The sequence below is a fragment of the Salinibacterium sp. GXW1014 genome (assembly GCF_044769865.1).
Lineage (GTDB): Bacteria > Actinomycetota > Actinomycetes > Actinomycetales > Microbacteriaceae > Homoserinimonas.
The window spans coordinates 1,363,433-1,379,573 of sequence record NZ_JBIZWA010000001.1 but is presented as its reverse complement, the minus strand read 5'-3'; the positions used below and the strand labels follow the sequence as shown (position 1 = coordinate 1,379,573).

Annotated in this window: 13 protein-coding genes; 8 read left to right on the top strand and 5 right to left on the bottom strand. The window is 69.9% G+C overall.

What is annotated here, in order from left to right; all coding sequences use genetic code 11:
* The first annotated feature begins 80 nt into the window (after positions 1–80).
* The 8 genes from ACIQK7_RS06840 (at position 81) to ACIQK7_RS06805 (ending at position 8,666) form a co-directional block, all read left to right on the top strand.
* Entirely contained in the window at positions 81–1,151 is a 1,071-nt protein-coding gene (locus ACIQK7_RS06840; protein WP_403022525.1) for a polysaccharide pyruvyl transferase family protein, read from the top strand.
* Entirely contained in the window at positions 1,151–2,404 is a 1,254-nt protein-coding gene (locus tag ACIQK7_RS06835; RefSeq protein WP_403022523.1) for a Coenzyme F420 hydrogenase/dehydrogenase, beta subunit C-terminal domain, read from the top strand. Before ACIQK7_RS06840 ends, ACIQK7_RS06835 begins: the two co-directional genes overlap by 1 nt.
* The gene (locus ACIQK7_RS06830; protein WP_403022521.1) at positions 2,401–3,891 is read left to right on the top strand and encodes a lipopolysaccharide biosynthesis protein; all 1,491 of its coding nucleotides are present in this window, start codon (positions 2,401–2,403) and stop codon (positions 3,889–3,891) included. The genes ACIQK7_RS06835 and ACIQK7_RS06830 overlap by 4 nt, the downstream gene beginning before the upstream one ends.
* Positions 3,888–4,781 (top strand): glycosyltransferase family 2 protein, encoded by an 894-nt coding sequence (locus ACIQK7_RS06825; protein WP_403022518.1) that lies wholly within the window; start codon positions 3,888–3,890, stop codon positions 4,779–4,781. The genes ACIQK7_RS06830 and ACIQK7_RS06825 overlap by 4 nt, the downstream gene beginning before the upstream one ends.
* The gene (locus tag ACIQK7_RS06820) at positions 4,778–5,647 is read left to right on the top strand and encodes a right-handed parallel beta-helix repeat-containing protein (protein ID WP_403022515.1); all 870 of its coding nucleotides are present in this window, start codon (positions 4,778–4,780) and stop codon (positions 5,645–5,647) included. The genes ACIQK7_RS06825 and ACIQK7_RS06820 overlap by 4 nt, the downstream gene beginning before the upstream one ends.
* Positions 5,637–6,107, top strand: a complete 471-nt coding sequence (locus ACIQK7_RS06815; protein ID WP_403022512.1) for an adenylyltransferase/cytidyltransferase family protein — start codon at positions 5,637–5,639, stop codon at positions 6,105–6,107. Before ACIQK7_RS06820 ends, ACIQK7_RS06815 begins: the two co-directional genes overlap by 11 nt.
* A 188-nt stretch (positions 6,108–6,295) precedes the next feature.
* Positions 6,296–7,198 carry a hypothetical protein gene (locus ACIQK7_RS06810; RefSeq protein WP_403022509.1) on the top strand — a complete coding sequence of 301 codons (903 nt, stop codon included), beginning with the start codon at positions 6,296–6,298 and terminating at the stop codon, positions 7,196–7,198.
* A gap of 148 nt (positions 7,199–7,346) precedes the next feature.
* A complete protein-coding gene (locus tag ACIQK7_RS06805; protein ID WP_403022506.1) occupies positions 7,347–8,666 on the top strand; it encodes a right-handed parallel beta-helix repeat-containing protein in 1,320 nt (439 codons plus the stop codon).
* Positions 8,667–8,675: 9 nt separating this feature from the next.
* On the opposite strand, the gene ACIQK7_RS06800 is transcribed toward ACIQK7_RS06805, so the two are convergent.
* The 5 genes from ACIQK7_RS06800 to ACIQK7_RS06780 all read right to left on the bottom strand — a co-directional run bounded on the left by ACIQK7_RS06800 (position 8,676) and on the right by ACIQK7_RS06780 (position 16,116).
* Positions 8,676–10,109, bottom strand: a complete 1,434-nt coding sequence (locus tag ACIQK7_RS06800; protein ID WP_403022504.1) for a serine hydrolase domain-containing protein — start codon at positions 10,107–10,109, stop codon at positions 8,676–8,678.
* An 11-nt stretch (positions 10,110–10,120) separates the two neighbouring features.
* Positions 10,121–11,941, bottom strand: coding sequence for a DNA helicase RecQ (gene recQ / locus ACIQK7_RS06795; protein WP_403022501.1), 1,821 nt, complete (start codon positions 11,939–11,941; stop codon positions 10,121–10,123).
* 153 nt (positions 11,942–12,094) lie between these two features.
* Positions 12,095–12,685 (bottom strand): dihydrofolate reductase family protein, encoded by a 591-nt coding sequence (locus tag ACIQK7_RS06790; RefSeq protein WP_403022499.1) that lies wholly within the window; start codon positions 12,683–12,685, stop codon positions 12,095–12,097.
* Positions 12,686–12,936: 251 nt separating this feature from the next.
* Positions 12,937–15,048, bottom strand: a complete 2,112-nt coding sequence (locus ACIQK7_RS06785) for an acyl-CoA dehydrogenase (protein ID WP_403022496.1) — start codon at positions 15,046–15,048, stop codon at positions 12,937–12,939.
* Between the two features lie 147 nt (positions 15,049–15,195).
* Positions 15,196–16,116, bottom strand: a complete 921-nt coding sequence (locus ACIQK7_RS06780) for a lysostaphin resistance A-like protein (RefSeq protein ID WP_403022493.1) — start codon at positions 16,114–16,116, stop codon at positions 15,196–15,198.
* Between the last annotated feature and the right edge of the window lie 25 nt (positions 16,117–16,141).

Genomic DNA, 16,141 nt, shown 5'->3' with positions numbered 1-16,141 from the left:
CCGCGAGAAGTTTTCACAGTGTGCTGCATCGCGCCCTGCACCACAAGATGCACCCGACCGCGACGGGCAGGTGGTGACGGATGCGCGTGCTCGTGCTCTGGGCCGATGACCGGTCCCCCAACCTCGGCGTGAGGGCGCTCGGCGCTGGCACGGCGGCGCTCGTGCGGCGGGTGTGGCCGCATGCCGAGGTGACGTTCCAGAACTTCGGCCACCGCATCCCCCAGTTGCCGATCGGGTCGATGCGTTCGCTGGCCCGCGAGCACGTGACCCGCCGTCGCGGCATGACCGAGTGGCTTGCGGGCTTCGACCTCGTGATCGACACGCGCTCGGGCGACAGCTTCTCCGACAGCTACGGGCTCCGCAGGATGGCGATCATGTCGGCGGTCGCGGAGGGCGCGTCTCGCGCGGGCGTGCCCGTCGTCCTGGGGCCCCAGACGATCGGCCCCTTCACCTCGCGGCGCGGCCGCTGGCTGGGCCGGCGCGCGCTCGCGCGGGCGGACGCCGTGATCGCGCGTGATTCGGCGAGCGCGGAGTACGCGTCCCGCCATGGCCGACCGGTGGATGCGCGAAGCAGCGACGTCGTGTTCGCGTTGCCCGCCCTGCCGCGAGCGGGGGAACGGGATGTCGTGCTCAACGTGTCTGGGCTGCTGTGGCATCCGAACCCCCACGTCGACTTCGCGCGTTACCGGGAGACCGTGTGCGAGCTGCACGAGCGCCTCACGGCGACGGGGCGCGAGGTGGCCCTGCTGGCGCATGTGCTCGATTCGCCCGCCGCCGACAACGACGTGCCGGTCGTGCAGGAGCTCGCCCGGGAGCTGGGGGCGGAGGCCCTCGTGCCGGGCTCCCTCGACGATGTGCGCGAGGTCGTGGCATCCGCGAACCTCGTGATCGCGTCGCGCATGCACGCGTGCCTCAACGCACTCTCGCAGGGCACGCCGGCGATCCCGCTCGCCTACTCGCGCAAGTTCGCGCCCCTCCTCGGTGACCTCGAGTGGTATGCGACGGTCGACCTGCGCAGTGATCCAGAGCCCGTCGACGCGGTGATTCGGATGATCGAATGCCACGACCTGGCGCGCGACGCCGGTCACGTGGCCGAGCGAGCACGCGCCGCCTTCGCCGACGCGGAACGCGCGCTCGTGGGGGTCGTGTGATGGCAAAGCGCTCGGCACGGACCCTAGACGCCGCGATCGACGAGGTCGTGCGCTCGGGCAACTGCTCGGGCTGCGGGGCGTGCACCCAGCTGGATGCCGGCATCCGCATGGAGCTCTCGGAGGAGGGCTTCGCGCGGCCGCGTCGTGTCGCCGGCACCGCCACCGCCGCGGCTGTGGACCGCTTCGACGCGGCCTGCCCCGGTCGCCGGATGCCGGCTGCGCGGCCCGCGAGCACGATTCGCCACCCCACCATGGGTCCCGTCGTGGCGGCGTGGGCCGCGAGCGCGGCGGACCGCGACATCCGTCACCGCGGCAGCAGCGGCGGCGCGATCACGGCCCTCACCGCCTGGCTGCTCGAGCAGGGCGAGGCAGCCAGCGTGGTGGGGGCGCGCGCCGACCCCGTGGAACCGCGACGCACCGTGAGCCTCACCCTCCAGACGCGCGAGGAGGCGCTCGCTTCCGCGGGATCCCGCTACGCGCCCACGTCCAACGCGGCCGTACGGGGCGCCCTCGACCCGGCCGCCGCGGTCGTCGGCAAGCCGTGCGAGGTCTCGGCCATCCGCAGCCTCACGACCGATGGGCCGGCTCCCCTCCTCATCTCCTTCTTCTGCGCGGGCACGCCCGGCCAGCAGGCGACCGACGCGCTCGTCGAGCAGCTCGGCATCCCGCGTCACGCACCCCTCCGCGAGCTCTGGTATCGCGGCCGCGGCTGGCCGGGCCGCTTCACCGCCGTCAGCCTCGAGGGCACCGAGGTGAGCGCAAGCTACGACGAGTCATGGGGCGCCCACCTCGGCCCCGCGACCCAGTGGCGCTGCAAGCTGTGCCCCGACGGTGTGGGCGAACAGTCCGACATCACCGCGGCGGACTTCTGGAACAGCGACGAGCGCGGCTACCCCGTCTTCGACGAGCAGGACGGCGTCTCGGCACTCATCGCCCGCACGCGGCGCGGCGCCGACGTCATCGCCCGCGCAATCACCGCAGGAGTGCTCGACGCGCGCCCCCTCGCCATCGGTGACCTGGCCGCCGTGCAGCCCCTCCAGGTGCGCAGGCGCACCCTCCTGCTGGGGCGGATGCTCGGCGCCCGCCTCGCCGGACGCCCCACGCCCCGCTACCCCGGCTTCGGGCTGCTCCGTCTCGCGCTCGCACACCCCATCGAGACCCTCCGCACTGCCCGCGGAACGCGCACCCGCGTGCTGCGTGAGCGGGCGGCGCGCGCGGCGGCGTCCCCGACGAGGGAGGTGACTCGCACATGACCGAGCCGGCGACGACCGCAGCGCGCGAGAGCCTCGGCACACGCGCCGCCCGGGGAGCGGGCGCCACGGTGGGGGGCCAGCTGCTGCGCATGGTGATCCAGGTGGCATCCGTCTCGGTGCTCGCCCGCCTGCTCGCGCCATCCGACTACGGGCTCTTCGCCATGGTCGCCGCGATCATCGGCATCGGCACGATCCTGCGCGACTTCGGGCTCTCCTCGGCCGCGATCCAGGCGAAGCGGCTGAGTGACCGGCAGCGCGACATCCTCTGGTGGATCAATTCCGGCATCGGTCTCGTGCTCGCCATCGTCGTGTATTTCGCGGCGCCCCTCGTCGCCCTGCTCTACAGCGAGCCGGCCCTCGAACCCATCGCGAGGGCGCTCGCGGTCACCTTCCTGCTCAACGGCATGGCGACGCAGTACCGCGCCGACCTCGTGCGCCGGATGCGCTTCGGCCCCCTCGCGGTCATCGAGGTCGTCGTGCCTGCCGCCGCACTCCTCGGCGCCATCGTCGCGGCCATGGCCGGCTGGGGATACTGGGCCCTCGTGGCCCAGCAGGTGCTGCAGGCCGTGGTCTTCCTCGTGCTGCTCGCGGCCGTGGCGCGCTGGCTGCCCGGCCTCCCCCGGCGCGGCACCCCCATGCGGGGCCTCCTCCGCTTCGGCTGGAACCTCGTGGCGACCCAGCTCGTGAACTACGCCGGCAACAACCTCGACAGCGTCATCATCGGCATCCGCTTCGGGGCCGTCGACCTCGGCATCTACAACCGCGGCTACCAGCTGCTCATGGTGCCCCTCACGCAGTTGCGCACCCCCTCGACGACCGTCGCGCTGCCCGTGCTCAGCCGCCTCAACGGCGACGAGCAGCGCTACGGGGCCTTCCTCCTGCGAGGCCAGCTCGCGCTCTCGTGGACGCTCATCGCGGGGCTCAGCATCGTCGTCGGCGCGGCCGACCCCCTCACCCTGCTCTTCCTCGGCGAGCCCTGGCTCGCGGCCGCGCCCATCCTCGCGCTCCTCGCGGTGGCTGGCATCCTGCAGACGCTCTCCTACGTCGGCTACTGGGTCTACCTCTCCCGCGGGCTCACGGGCGACCTCTTCCGCTACTCCATGGTGAGCACGGGCATCCGCATCGCCTGCATCGTCATCGGTTCGCAGTGGGGCATCGTCGGGGTCGCGGCAGGCTTCGCACTCGCCCCCGCACTCGCATGGCCGCTCTCGCTGTGGTGGTTGTCGCGCCGTACCGCGATCCCCACGCGCGCCCTCTTCGGCGGGGCGGCGCGGGCGCTGGCGCTCGCAACCGTGGCCGCGGCATCCGCCTGGGGGGTCGTGCTCGCGACGACGGCGCTGGGCCTCGCACTGCAGCTGCTCGCCGCCGCGCTCACCGCCGCGGCGGTGCACCTGTTCGCAGCCCTCGTGATCCCGCGCGTGCGCCGGGACCTCGTCGAGGTCATCGCGATCGCGCGGATGCTGCCACGCAAGGGGGTGCGCCCGTGACCCCCGAACGCACCGCGGTGGTCGTCGTGAACTACGGCTCCCACGAACTGCTCCGCGCCAACCTCGACACCACGCTCAGCGAGGGCTTCGGCATCATCATCGTCGACAACTTCTCGAGCGCGTCGGAGCGCGACGCCGTGCGCTGGTTGTGCGCTGAGCGCGGCTGGCACCTCGTGACCCAGGGCAACCTGGGCTTCGGCGCCGGCGTCAACGCGGGCATCGCCGAGGCTCGGCAGCTCGGATTCCGCCGCTACGTCATGCTCAATCCCGACGCGGTGGCGGATGCCGCGGCCCTCACGACCCTCGCCGAGCACGCCGGTGCCGAGCCCGACGCCCTCATCTGCCCCACCATCCTCACCCCCTCTGGAGAGGTCTGGTTCTCGGGCGGCACGGTGCTCGTCGAGCGCGGCGTCACCATCACGCGCGGCGCTGACAGCTCGGCGCCCGGCGGTTGGCTCACGGGCGCCTGCATCGCGGTGCATGACTCGCTCTGGCAGCGGCTCGGCGGCTTCGACGACCGCTACTTCCTCTACTGGGAAGACATCGACCTCTCCTGGCGCTGCACCGAATCCGGCGGGCACCTCGTCGTGCGCGACGACGTGCGCATCGTGCACGACGCCGGCGGAACCCAGGCGCGCGGGCGCGCCAAGTCAGCCACGTACTACTACTACAACTGCCGCAACCGCCTCCTCTTCGCGGCCCGCCACCTGTCCCAGCGCGATGTCATCCGCTGGGCGCTCCTCACGCCCGCGTATGCGCGGCGGGTGCTGCTCCGTGGTGGGCGCAGGCAGTTCCTGCACCGGCCATGGCGGCCGCTCTGGGCTGCTGCCAGCGGTTCGCTGCGCGGCATCCGGATGCTCGCCACCAGCAGGGAGGTGCGTCACTCATGAGCCACTCCTTCCCGCTGCCACCCTGGTGGGTCGCCCTCGCGGCGGCGCTCGCGACCGTCGCCGCGCTCCTGATCCCGCACTGGGCGGGCACCGGGGAACCACCCGGGGAGGTCGCCACCGAGGCTCCCGCGGCGCCGCGCGCCATCTTCCACGGCGACCTCGTGCTCACGACGCCGGGCGAGGTCATCGACGGACTCGACATCCGGGGCTTCGTTCGAGTCGAAGCGCCGAACGTCACGATCAGCAACAGCGTGATCCGCGGGAGGGCCACCGAGGGTGACGCCATCCTGCTCTACGCGGGCACCGGCCGGTCCCCCGGCCTGCGCGTGATCGACACCGAGTTCGCGCCGAGCCACCACACGCACCGCACCCACGGCGTGTACGGCGCCGACTTCACGCTCACCCGTGTCGACATCCACCACGTCGTCGACGGTGTGCACATCTTCGGCGACAACGTGACGATCGAGCACTCGCACCTGCACAGCCATCTGCACTTCGAGAGCGACCCCTCGCATGACGGCGGCCCGAGCCACGACGACGGCATCCAGGTCCAGCAGGGACGCAACATCCGAATCATCGGCAATGTGCTGAGCGGAGCCCACAACGCCGCCATCCAGATCACGCAGGATCGCGGGCCCGTCGCGTACGTGCAGATTCGCGACAACACGCTCAGCGGGGGCGGATGCTCCATCAACGTCGCCGAGAAGGGCGCCGGCCCGATCGCCGGCCTCGTCATCACCGGCAACGAGTTCGGGGAGTCCCGCCATGCCTGCCCAATGCTCATCCCACCGACCACCCAGGCCGAACTCGCGGATAACCGCGCCGACGGCCACGACACAGTGAGGGTAGATCGACGTGCACAGTGACATCCCCCAGCAGCCCCTGCCCCCGATCCGGATCGGATATGCGGCGGGCGCCTTCGACCTGTTCCACATCGGCCACCTCAACGTGCTGCGTCGCGCACGTGAGCTGTGCGATCACCTCATCGCCGGCGTCGTGTCAGACGAGATGCTCGAACTGACGAAGGGCGCGCGCCCGGTCGTCCCCCTCGAGGAGCGCCTCGAGATCGTGCGAAGCGTGCGCTTCGTCGATGAGGCGGTCGCGGAGGTGGTGCCCGACAAGCTCGAGACGTGGCGGTCGGTGCGGTTCACCCACTTCTTCAAGGGTGACGACTGGAAGGGCACCGAGCGGGGCCTTGCGCTCGAACGCGCCTTCGCGGCCGTGGGGGTCGAGGTCGTGTACTTCCCCTACACGGACGGCACGTCGAGCACTCGCCTGCGTCGCGCCCTGGACCTGCTTGAGGCGAGCAGGGTCGCCACAAACTGAGCGGCGGGCCGCTCCGTAGGCCCGGTTGGTGAAACGTCTACGTACGAATTATTCGTACGTAGACGTATGACTTTCAGCCCTCTTCCAGAAATCCTTCGTATACTGACGATTGCCCCTTGCGACGTCCATTCCGCATGTCAGGGCACCTACTTTCCCCTTTTCGCGACTCTCTTGGAGACCGTTTCATCGTGCCCAAAACACACGCTACTTCCGCGCGCCGTCGCGGGTTCGCCGCCGCGTTCATCGCCGCCGTAATCGCCGTCACCGGCGCAACCGTCCTCGGCAGCGCCGAGAGCGCCGCCGCCGTCACCGGACCCACCGCCACGCCCACCGCGAGCAGCACCGGCGTGCCCGCCGGCACCAAGCTCAAGGTGCACAACGGCGACCTGACGATCCGCACCGCAGGCACCGTCGTCGACGGCCTCGACATCCGCGGCTTCGTGCGCGTCGAGGCGGCGAACGTCACGATCAAGAACTCGATCGTGCGGGGCCGCCAGACCACCGGCAACGCGATCATGATCTATGCGGGCGCGGGCAAGAACCAGAACCTCAAGGTCCGCAATGTCGAGATCGCCCCCAGCTACCCCACGCCGCTCACCAACGGCATCTACGGGTTCGACTTCACGCTCGACCGCGTGAACATCCACGACGTCATCGACTCCGTGCACGTCTTCGGCGACAACGTGACGATCGCCAACTCCTACCTGCACGACAACCTGCACTACACGAACGACCCCAACCACCGCGATGGCAGCCACGATGACAGCATCCAGGTGCAGAAGGGCAACAACATCGTCATCACGAACAACCACATCAGCGGCTCGTACAACGCCGCCCTCATGGTAACGCAGGATCAGGGCCGCGTCTCCAACGTGCGCCTCAGCAACAACTGGATCGGTGACGGCGGATGCACCGTCAACGTCGCCGAGAAGGGCAAGGGCGCCATCCAGGGCCTCAAGGTCACCGACAACATCTTCGGTGGATCGCGCTTCGGATGCTCCATGCTGATTCCGCCGACGACCCCCGTCTACGACAAGGGCAACGTGAAGGCTGACAACTCGGTCGTGCGCGTCGACCGCCGCCAGCAGTAGCCACCGCTCGCACAGAAGGGCCGCCCCGATTATCCGTCGGGGCGGCCCTTTTTGCGTCTCCAAGACCTCTGAACAAATACCCCCCTTTCGGGGGATACTCAGGTTGGGTCCGTAATCTACGTCGCGCCCGAGCCGCTCCCGAAGCTCGATGACCACGGCACCCCACCCGACCGCCCCCGAATCCGACGGAGAGCTCGCCATGGCCCAACTCGACCGCGCCCGTTGGCGCACCCTTCTCACCCTCTTCCTCAGCGGCGTGCTCCTCTCGACAGGCGCAACCGTTGGCACCACCGTGTTGACCGCGGATGGTGCTGCCACTCGTGACACCCCGTCGGAGCGCGCCGACAGTCCGTCCACCGAGGGTGGCCAGGAACCGGGCGAGCAGGAGGAGGCGCCAGCCGACACCGCCCCTGAGGGCAGCGACGACGCCCGAGACCAGGCAGGGTCTGTGCGCACGCCTGCCCCGCGGGATCCCGTGACGCCCGACTCCTCGGTGCCGTCTCCCGACTCCGCGCCGACACCCGGCCCCGCTGTGCCGACTCCCGGCCCCGCTGTGCCGACCCCCGCGCCATCACCTGACGCGCCGACCCCCGCGCCAGTGCCAGTGCCCGCGCCGGCACCGGCGAGCCCCGCCGCTCCGGCGCCTGCGAAGGCCAGCGCCCCAGCGAAGACGGCCCCCGCTTCGCCTCCCGCCAGGCCGACCTCGAATGCGGCATCCGTCGGCGTGCCAGCCGGCACGTCGCTGACGGTGCACGCGGGTGACCTCACCATCGCGACGCCGGGCGCCGTGATCGACGGGCTCGACATCCGCGGTTTCGTGCGTGTCGAGGCACCCAATGTGACGATCAAGAACAGCGTCATCCGCGGCCGGGCCACCGATGGCAACGCGATCCTGCTGTACGCGGGCAGCGGCACCTCCGCTGGCCTTCGCGTGATCGACAGCGAGATCGCCCCCACCCACAAGACCTCGCGCACGAACGGTGTCTACGGCTACGGGTTCACGCTGACGCGAGTCGACATTCACCACGTGATCGACGCCGTGCACATCTTCGGCGACGACGTCACGATCAGCGACTCGCGCCTGCGCGACAACCTGCACTACGCGAACGACCCGGCCCACGGCGGCGGGCCGAGCCACGACGACAGCATCCAGATCCAGCAGGGACGCAACATCCACATCGTCGGCAACACGATCAGTGGCGCCCACAACGCTGCCGTGCAGATCACGCAGGACCGTGGCCGCGTCGGCAATGTCACGATCAAGGACAACCGCATCTCCGGCGGCGGATGCTCCATCAACGTTGCCGAGAAGGGCAAGGGTGCCATTGCGGGCCTCACGATCGAGGGCAACGTCTTCGGCAAGTCGCGCTTCAGCTGCAACATGCTCGTGCCGCCGACGACCAAGCTCGTGAACGTCGCCAACTCCACGCTCGAGGGCGCGCTCACGCTGAACCGTCGAGCGCAGTAGGAGGGTGACTCAGCGCAGCATGGGCCCCGCGGCGGGCGCGATCGTCTCGACGCGTAGGCTCTGCACGCGGGGCGGCCGCTCAGGGGTCAACTGGATGTGCACCCTGACGGCCCCCGTGTGACCCGGCATCGACCACGACACTTGCGAGGGCGCGACGGATGCCTCATCTCGCGCCGGTGCGCCCGTGAGCCCGCCGACGGCACGAAGTGCGGCCGCGAGGGCCTCCCGTCGCTGCGGGTAGGGCATGTCCCACTCGACGTTCGGCGTGAAGAGCCCGCGGGCGGTGTCATCGTTCCAGTCGGCGAGGAACGCGGTCACCGTGGCCTGCGCCTCGCGCGTCTCGGGCCACAGTCGCTCGAGCTGGAACCCGGTGCGCGTGGGGCGCACCGTCGCAAGCAGCGAGTCGAACGCCTTCGTCGTCGCGAGCGGCACGCGCGAGAAGGTCGCGTTCTCGAAGGCGACCACGCCGAGCCCGAGTTCGGTCGACCAGCGCATGTGGGCGGAGCATCCGGGGTACCCGCCCGAGTGCGATGCGACGGGGCCTTGGTTCTCGTAGTGCTCGACGAAGAGCCCCAGCCCGTAGCCCATCGGATGCTCGGAGCGGCCCGGCACGATGCGTTGCCCCTGCTGCATCTCGCGCCGGCTGGCCCGACGGAGCACGCGCTCATCGCTGCCAGCCGGGTCGAAGGCATCCGCGAGCCATCCCGCCCACCGGGCGAGGTCGCCCACCGTACTGAACAGCCCGCCAATCGGGGAGAAGGCTCCGGGGCCCGAGAAGGGCACGTAGTCCCACTGGCCGTCGAGGTGGCGAGCGCCCTGGGCTGCTTCGTCGCCCGTGTAGCGGTCGGACTCGAAGGCGGTGCGGCTGAGCCCGAGTGGCTCGAGGAACCGTTCGCGCACGAACGCGCGGTAGTCGGTGCCAGACGCGGTTTCGATGGCGCGGCCAAGGAGGGCGTAGCCAAGGTTGGAGTAGCTGAAGGTCGTGCCGGGAATCGTGTCGAAGGAGAGCCCGGCGGCGAGGAGCGCGTTCAGCTCTTCCTCCGTCATGGACTCCTGGCGGTCGCCCCAGGGATCGTCGGTCGGCAGGCCGCCCGACATGGTCAGCAGCATGCGGAGCGTGATGGCGGGCGAGTCTGCGCTGGGGAGTGCAACATCCGCGAACTCGGGAACGTGCGCGCTGACGGGGTCGTCGAGCCCGAGTCGGCCCTCGTCGCGCAGCGCGAGCAGGGCGGCCGCGGTGAAGCTCTTGGTGCAGGACGCGATGCGGTAGGCGGTGTCGGGGCCGGGTGTCGCGCCGCTCCGCAGTGCCCCCGCCGAGCCGCTGTGCACGAGTCCGCTGCGGTCGAAGACGCCCCAGGCCGCGCTCGGCGAAGCACCGCTTGCCTGCTGGCGTGTGAAGACGCGGTCGACCTCGGCGAGCGCCTCGGGGGTGATGCCGTTCATGGTCGTTCCCTTCATGCTGCCGCGACGACGGCGAGCACCTGTTCGCCGTAGGTCTCGAGTTTCTTCTGCCCGACGCCGCTCAGCCTGGAGAGACCGGCGAGCGTCTCGGGCCGGGCCGTGGCGATCGCGCGGAGCGTGGCGTCGCCGAAGACGACGTAGGCGGGCACACCCTGCTCCTTCGCGGTCGCCGCGCGCCACGCTCGCAGCGCCTCGAAGAGTTCCAGCTGGATGGGCTCGAGGTCGGCGACGGCGGCGCGAGCCTTGGGTGCGCGCCGAGCCGCACGTTCCGGCTCGGTGCGGAGGGAGACGGGGCGGCTGCCCGAGAGCACAGCGGCCGAAGCATCCGTCAGCGCCAGGATGCCGTAGTCACCCTGCGTCGCGAGCAGGCCCTGGGCGAGCAGCTGCCGCACGACGCCGCGCCACTGCTGGTCGCTGAGGTCAGCCCCGATGCCCCAGGTGGCGAGCTGCTCGTGGCCGTGCTGCCGGGTGCGCGGGGTCTCCTTGCCGCGGAGGATGTCGATGATCTGGCCGGCGCCGAAGGTCTGGTTGCGCTCGCGCTGCAGGCGCACGATCGTCGAGAGGAGCTTCTGGGCGGGCACGGTGCCGTCCCAGGATTCGGGCGGCGTGATGCAGGTGTCGCAGTTGCCGCAGGGCTCACTCGCCTGGCCGAAGTAGGCCAGCAATTGCATCCGTCGACACTCGACCGTCTCGCAGAGGGCCAGCATGGCGTCGAGGTGCGCGCTCAGTCGGCGCCGGTGGGCGAGATCGCCCTCGGAGGAATCGATCATGCGGCGCTGCTGCACCACATCCTGCAGGCCGTACGCGAGCCATGCGGTCGAGGGGAGGCCGTCGCGCCCGGCACGGCCGGTCTCCTGGTAGTAGCCCTCAACCGACTTGGGCAGGTCGAGGTGGGCGACGAAGCGCACGTCCGGCTTGTCGATGCCCATGCCGAACGCGATCGTCGCGACCATGACGAGGCCGTCCTCGCGCAGGAAGCGCGCCTGGTTCGCGGCCCGCGCCTCCGCCGGCAGGCCCGCGTGGTACGGCAGCGCAGGGATGCCGTTCGCGACGAGCATGTCTGCGGTCTTCTCGACCGAGGCGCGCGAGAGGCAGTAGACGATGCCCGCGGCATCCGGATGCTCGGTGCGGATCAGGTCGAGCAGCTGTTTGGCGGGCTGCTCCTTCGGCACGATGCGGTACTGGATGTTCGGGCGGTCGAAGCTCGCGACGAAATGACGGGCGTCGTCCAGCTGCAGCCTGTGGGCGATCTCGGCGTGGGTCTGCCGCGTCGCGGTCGCCGTGAGGGCGATGCGGGGGATGTTCGGCCAGCGCTCGTGCAGCATCGACAGCCGCAGGTAGTCGGGGCGGAAGTCGTGCCCCCACTGCGCGACACAGTGCGCCTCGTCGATCGCGAAGAGTGCGATCGGCGCGCGGTCGAAGAGGGCGACGGTCGACTCGAGCGCCAGCCGCTCTGGCGCGAGATAGAGGAGATCGACCTCGCCCGCGACGAAGGCGGCTTCGACGCGGCGGCGCTCATCGAGGCTCTGCGTCGAATTGAGGAACTCGGCCCGCACCCCGTTGGCCGCGAGGGCATCCACCTGGTCTTGCATGAGGGCGATGAGCGGCGAGACGACGACCCCGGTGCCCTCACGCACGAGCGCGGGCACCTGGTAGCAGAGCGACTTGCCGCCACCCGTCGGCATGAGCACGAGCGCGTCGCCGCCGTCGACAACGTGACGGATGATCTCCGCCTGGTCGCCGCGAAACGACTCGTAGCCGAAGACACGGCCGAGCACCTCGAGGGCGGCGTCGGGAGAAGTCACCTGGGTCATGCGTTCAAGGCTAGCCGTGGCATCCGTCACCCGCGCCGACCGCGTGGACGAACGGTCGCCCACCACCCTGGGGAGGGGGAGACTCTGCCTCCCCGCGTTCTGCGCCCTCAGCAGATGACCGCGTTTCGGACAAATGACTGTGCCGCGGCACGATCATTTGTCCGAAATCCGGTCATTCGCGGGGCGGGACGGCTGGCGCACCGAGTAGACGAGGCGCGCGAACTGGCCAAACTTCTCGGCGCTCTCGAGGCAGAGCTGCTCTGACTCGATGCGCCGCGGGAACACGGGCGCGCCACCCGTGAGCGCGACGGGCGCTACCGACAGCGCGATCTCGTCGAGCGCTCCCGCGTCGAGGAACTGCCCCGCGAGGTCTCCCCCGCCCACGACCCAGATGTCGCCGTCCGCTGCTGCCTCGCGCAGTTCCGGCAGCAGGTCCACGATCGCGCCCGAACGGAATCGCACATCCGCCCCCTCGGGCACGGGCAGCTCCCGCGTCGTCATGACGTAGACGGGCCGATCGCCGTGGAACTCGGCCCACTTCTCCGGATGCTCGATCACCGCGTCGTGACGCAGGATCCACTCATACGTGGTCGAACCCTCCACCAGCACGGCCGCGCCTGACGGAAAGAGTCCCTCATCGGGATGATCCCCACCCTCGACCGCAAAGAGCCACTCGAGGGAGTTCTGCTCATCCGCGATGAAGCCGTTGATCGTGGTTGCCGTATCGAAGAGTATGCGCGTCATGCGCCGACGTTACTGCGCACCCCTGACATCCGCCGCAGCATCCGCCGCCGCGCCCAGGCGCAGCATCCGAATGACCGCGTTTCGGACAAATGACTGCGCCGCGGCACGATCATTTGTCCGGAACTCAGTCATTCGCGAGACGCGGGAGCGCGAACGCGCGAGCAGGAGCGCGAGCCCGAGCCCGAGCCCGAGCCCGCGCCCGCGCCCGCGCCCGCGCCCGAGCCCGAGCCCGAGCCCGAGCCCGAGCGACCCTACTTCTTGGCCTTCTTGCGCAAGTCCTTCTCGTGCACGGGGGCGTCGCCCGAAGCACGCAGGCGAACGTAGTAGTTGCGCGCCTCATCCTGGCGCTCCTGCTCGGCGCCGGAAGCGATCTTCGCGCGCAGGTGCACCTGCTTGAAGCCGAAGGCATCGACGAGGTCCTGCGCGTGGGGGCGGAGCCGCGCGAGCAACCGGTCGATGTACGCCGTAACGGCCTGCGCGCGCTGCGGCGAGAGACGACCGTTCATGAGGTACCAGGCGAGGTGCTTCTCGATGAGACCGAGCCCGAACACGTCGTGCAGCCAGGTGAGCACCTGGCGGGTGCCGGCATCCTCGATCTTCTCGACCGCGGTCGTGAAGGCCTCCCACTGCAGCAGTTCGGCGTGTGCGCGAGCCGCCTCGATGAGGGCGTTCTGGTGCTGGTTGAAGAGCGCCTGCGCCTCGACCGGCGGGAGCTTGGATGCCGGGCGCAGCTTCTGCGCGACCTCGGCCACCATGGTCTCGACCCGGTCGGTGAGCAGTTCGCGCTGCACGTCGGTGTCGCGCACCTCGCTCACGGCGCGACGCGTGGAACCGAGGTCCTTCACACGCTGCCCGAGCGTGCGCAGGCCGAAGTGGTAGACCCGCTCGGCCGCCTGGCCGACGGCGTACTTGGCGAGGGTGCCGGCATCCGCCCCCTTGAACTGGGCGGCGTAATCACCCAGCAGGCGCTTGGCCACGAGCTGGAGCAGCACCGTGTTGTCACCCTCGAAGGTGGCGTAGATGTCAAGGTCGCTGCGCAGGCCCGTGAGGCGGTTCTCGGCGAGGTAGCCGGCGCCACCCGTCGCTTCGCGCGCCTCCTGCAGGATGTCGAGCGCATTCCAGGTGGAGAGCGATTTGAGGGCCGCGGCGAGGGTCTCAAGATCCTCGCGGGCCTCAGGGGTGTCGCCCTTGCCGCTGAACACCTGGTCGAACTGCACGAGCAGCTCGTCGTGCGCGAAGTACTGGGCGTATGCCGTCGCGAGGCGGGTGAGCAGGCGGCGCTGGTGGCGGCCGTAGTCGAGCAGCACCTGCTCCTCGCCGTCGCCGCCCGCGAACTGGCGGCGCTGGTTCGCGTAGGTGATCGCGATCGTGAGGGCCATACCGGATGCGGTGGTCGCCGCCCCATCGAGCGAGACGCGACCCTGCACGAGCGTGCCGAGCATCGTGAAGAAGCGGCGGCCCGGGCTCTCGATCGGCGAGGTGTAGGTGCCGTCGGCCGCGACATCCCCGTAGCGGTTCAGCAGGTTGGTGCGGGGGATGCGCACGTCCGTGAAGTGGAGGCGGCCGTTGTCGATACCGTTGAGGCCGCCCTTGTAGCCGTCATCCTCGCCGCCGATGCCGGGCAGGAACTCGCCGTTCTCGTCGCGCACCGGCACGTAGAAGGCGTGCACGCCGTGGTTGACACCCTTCGTGATGAGCTGCGCGAAGACGACGGCGGCGATGCCGTGCTTGGCGGCGTTGCCGAGGTAGTCCTTCCAGGCGCCGCGGAAGGGGGTGTTGATGACCCACTCCTGGGTCTGCTCGTCGTAGGTCGCCGTCGTGCCGACGGAGTCGACATCCGAGCCGTGGCCCGTCTCCGTCATGGCGTAGATGCCGGGCACCTCCATCGACATGATGCCGGGGAGGAAGGTGCGGTGGTGGTACTCGGTGCCCAGGTGGAGCACAGCCGCGCCGAAGAGGCCCCACTGCACGCCCGCCTTGATCTGCATCGACGGGTCGCCCAGCACGAGGTCTTCGAACGAGGCGATGTTGCCGCCGTGGTTCTCCTCGCCACCCAGCGACTTCGGGAACGCCTTCAGCACCCGGCCACTGTCGGCGAGCGCCTTCAGCTGGCCGAGGGCCCGCTCCCGGTGGTCCTCCTTGGTGAGGTTGTCGATGCGGTGGAACTGCGGGTCCTCCATCGCCTTGCGCGACTCGATGCGCTCCTCAGCCCACGTGCCGAGCAGCAGGCGTCCCAGCTTCTCGACGTCGACGGATGCCGCCTCCGAACTGTTGTCGAGCTGCTCATCGACGTGGCGCTCGAGTTCGGCCTCGTCCTTGGCTGCGGGCGGGACTGCAGACGTGCTGTTGGCGATGTCGACCATGGCGTGGACCTCCTGGAACCGTGGGGCGTGCGTTCCTCCACGCTAGGCACGACTCCGAGGGAGGTGAATTCTGCGGTTCCCGCCCTCCAAAGGCGAGCGACGGCACCCCGCCGACGCCTGTGGGAGGTCTACAAACTCACAGGGTCTTTACGGTTGTGCATCGACAAGCGGCGCGGGAGCAACCTCACGAGTCCGCGCCTCGCCGCGGCGCTCGTGCATCCGGACCGTCCACCACCCGAACACGCCCAGGGTCACCGCCGTGACGGCAACACCAATGGGGCTGCCCTCGGTCGACGAGGTGTCCATGAGGCCGACCGCTCCGAGGAGGAAGATGAGCCCGTTGTTGATGACGTGCGCCACGATCGCCGCCTCAAGGCCGCCCGTGCGCCAGGTGATCCAGCCGGCGAAGATCGCGAAGACCGCGACATCGAGCGATCCCCACACGTCATAGATGTGGCCCGCGACGAAGAGCGGCACCGGCAGCAGGATCGCCCACGCCGGATGCTTCAGCCAGGTGCCGATCGTCTGCATCAGGTAGCCGCGGAACACGTACTCCTCCGCCGTCGCCTGCACCGGCACGAGCAGCAGCGTGAACGCGATCAGGAGCGCCGAGTCAGCACCCCACTCCGGCACCGCCACGGGTTCACCGAAGACAAATGGGAGCACGAAGACGTAGGCGGCGAAGACCACGAGGAACACCGTGAGCGCCGGAAGGGCGAGCCGAAGCATCCACCCCCACCTCAGGCGCCCGGTGACCGAGGAGAGCAGGCCGAGGGGGCGCGGGCCCATGATGAGCGTCGCCAGGATGATCGCCGGCAGCATGAGGGCGACGGATGCGAGGCTGAACGCGAGCATCCAGGGGTCGGACATGTCGATCGTGCCCTCATTGATGAGGCGCTCGAAGGCGCTGCCGGGTTCCGCCGCGAAGAACGCGTAGATCACCACCGGCAGCGCGATGATCACGGTGAGGATGATGTAGATCGCGAGGGCGATGAGCCCCGTGATGAGCGGTTTCCACCAGCTCGAGCGCGGCCAGGACTTGTTGAGGCGGTGGTAGTCGTAGGTCACGGGACGATCCTACGGGGGCGGAGAT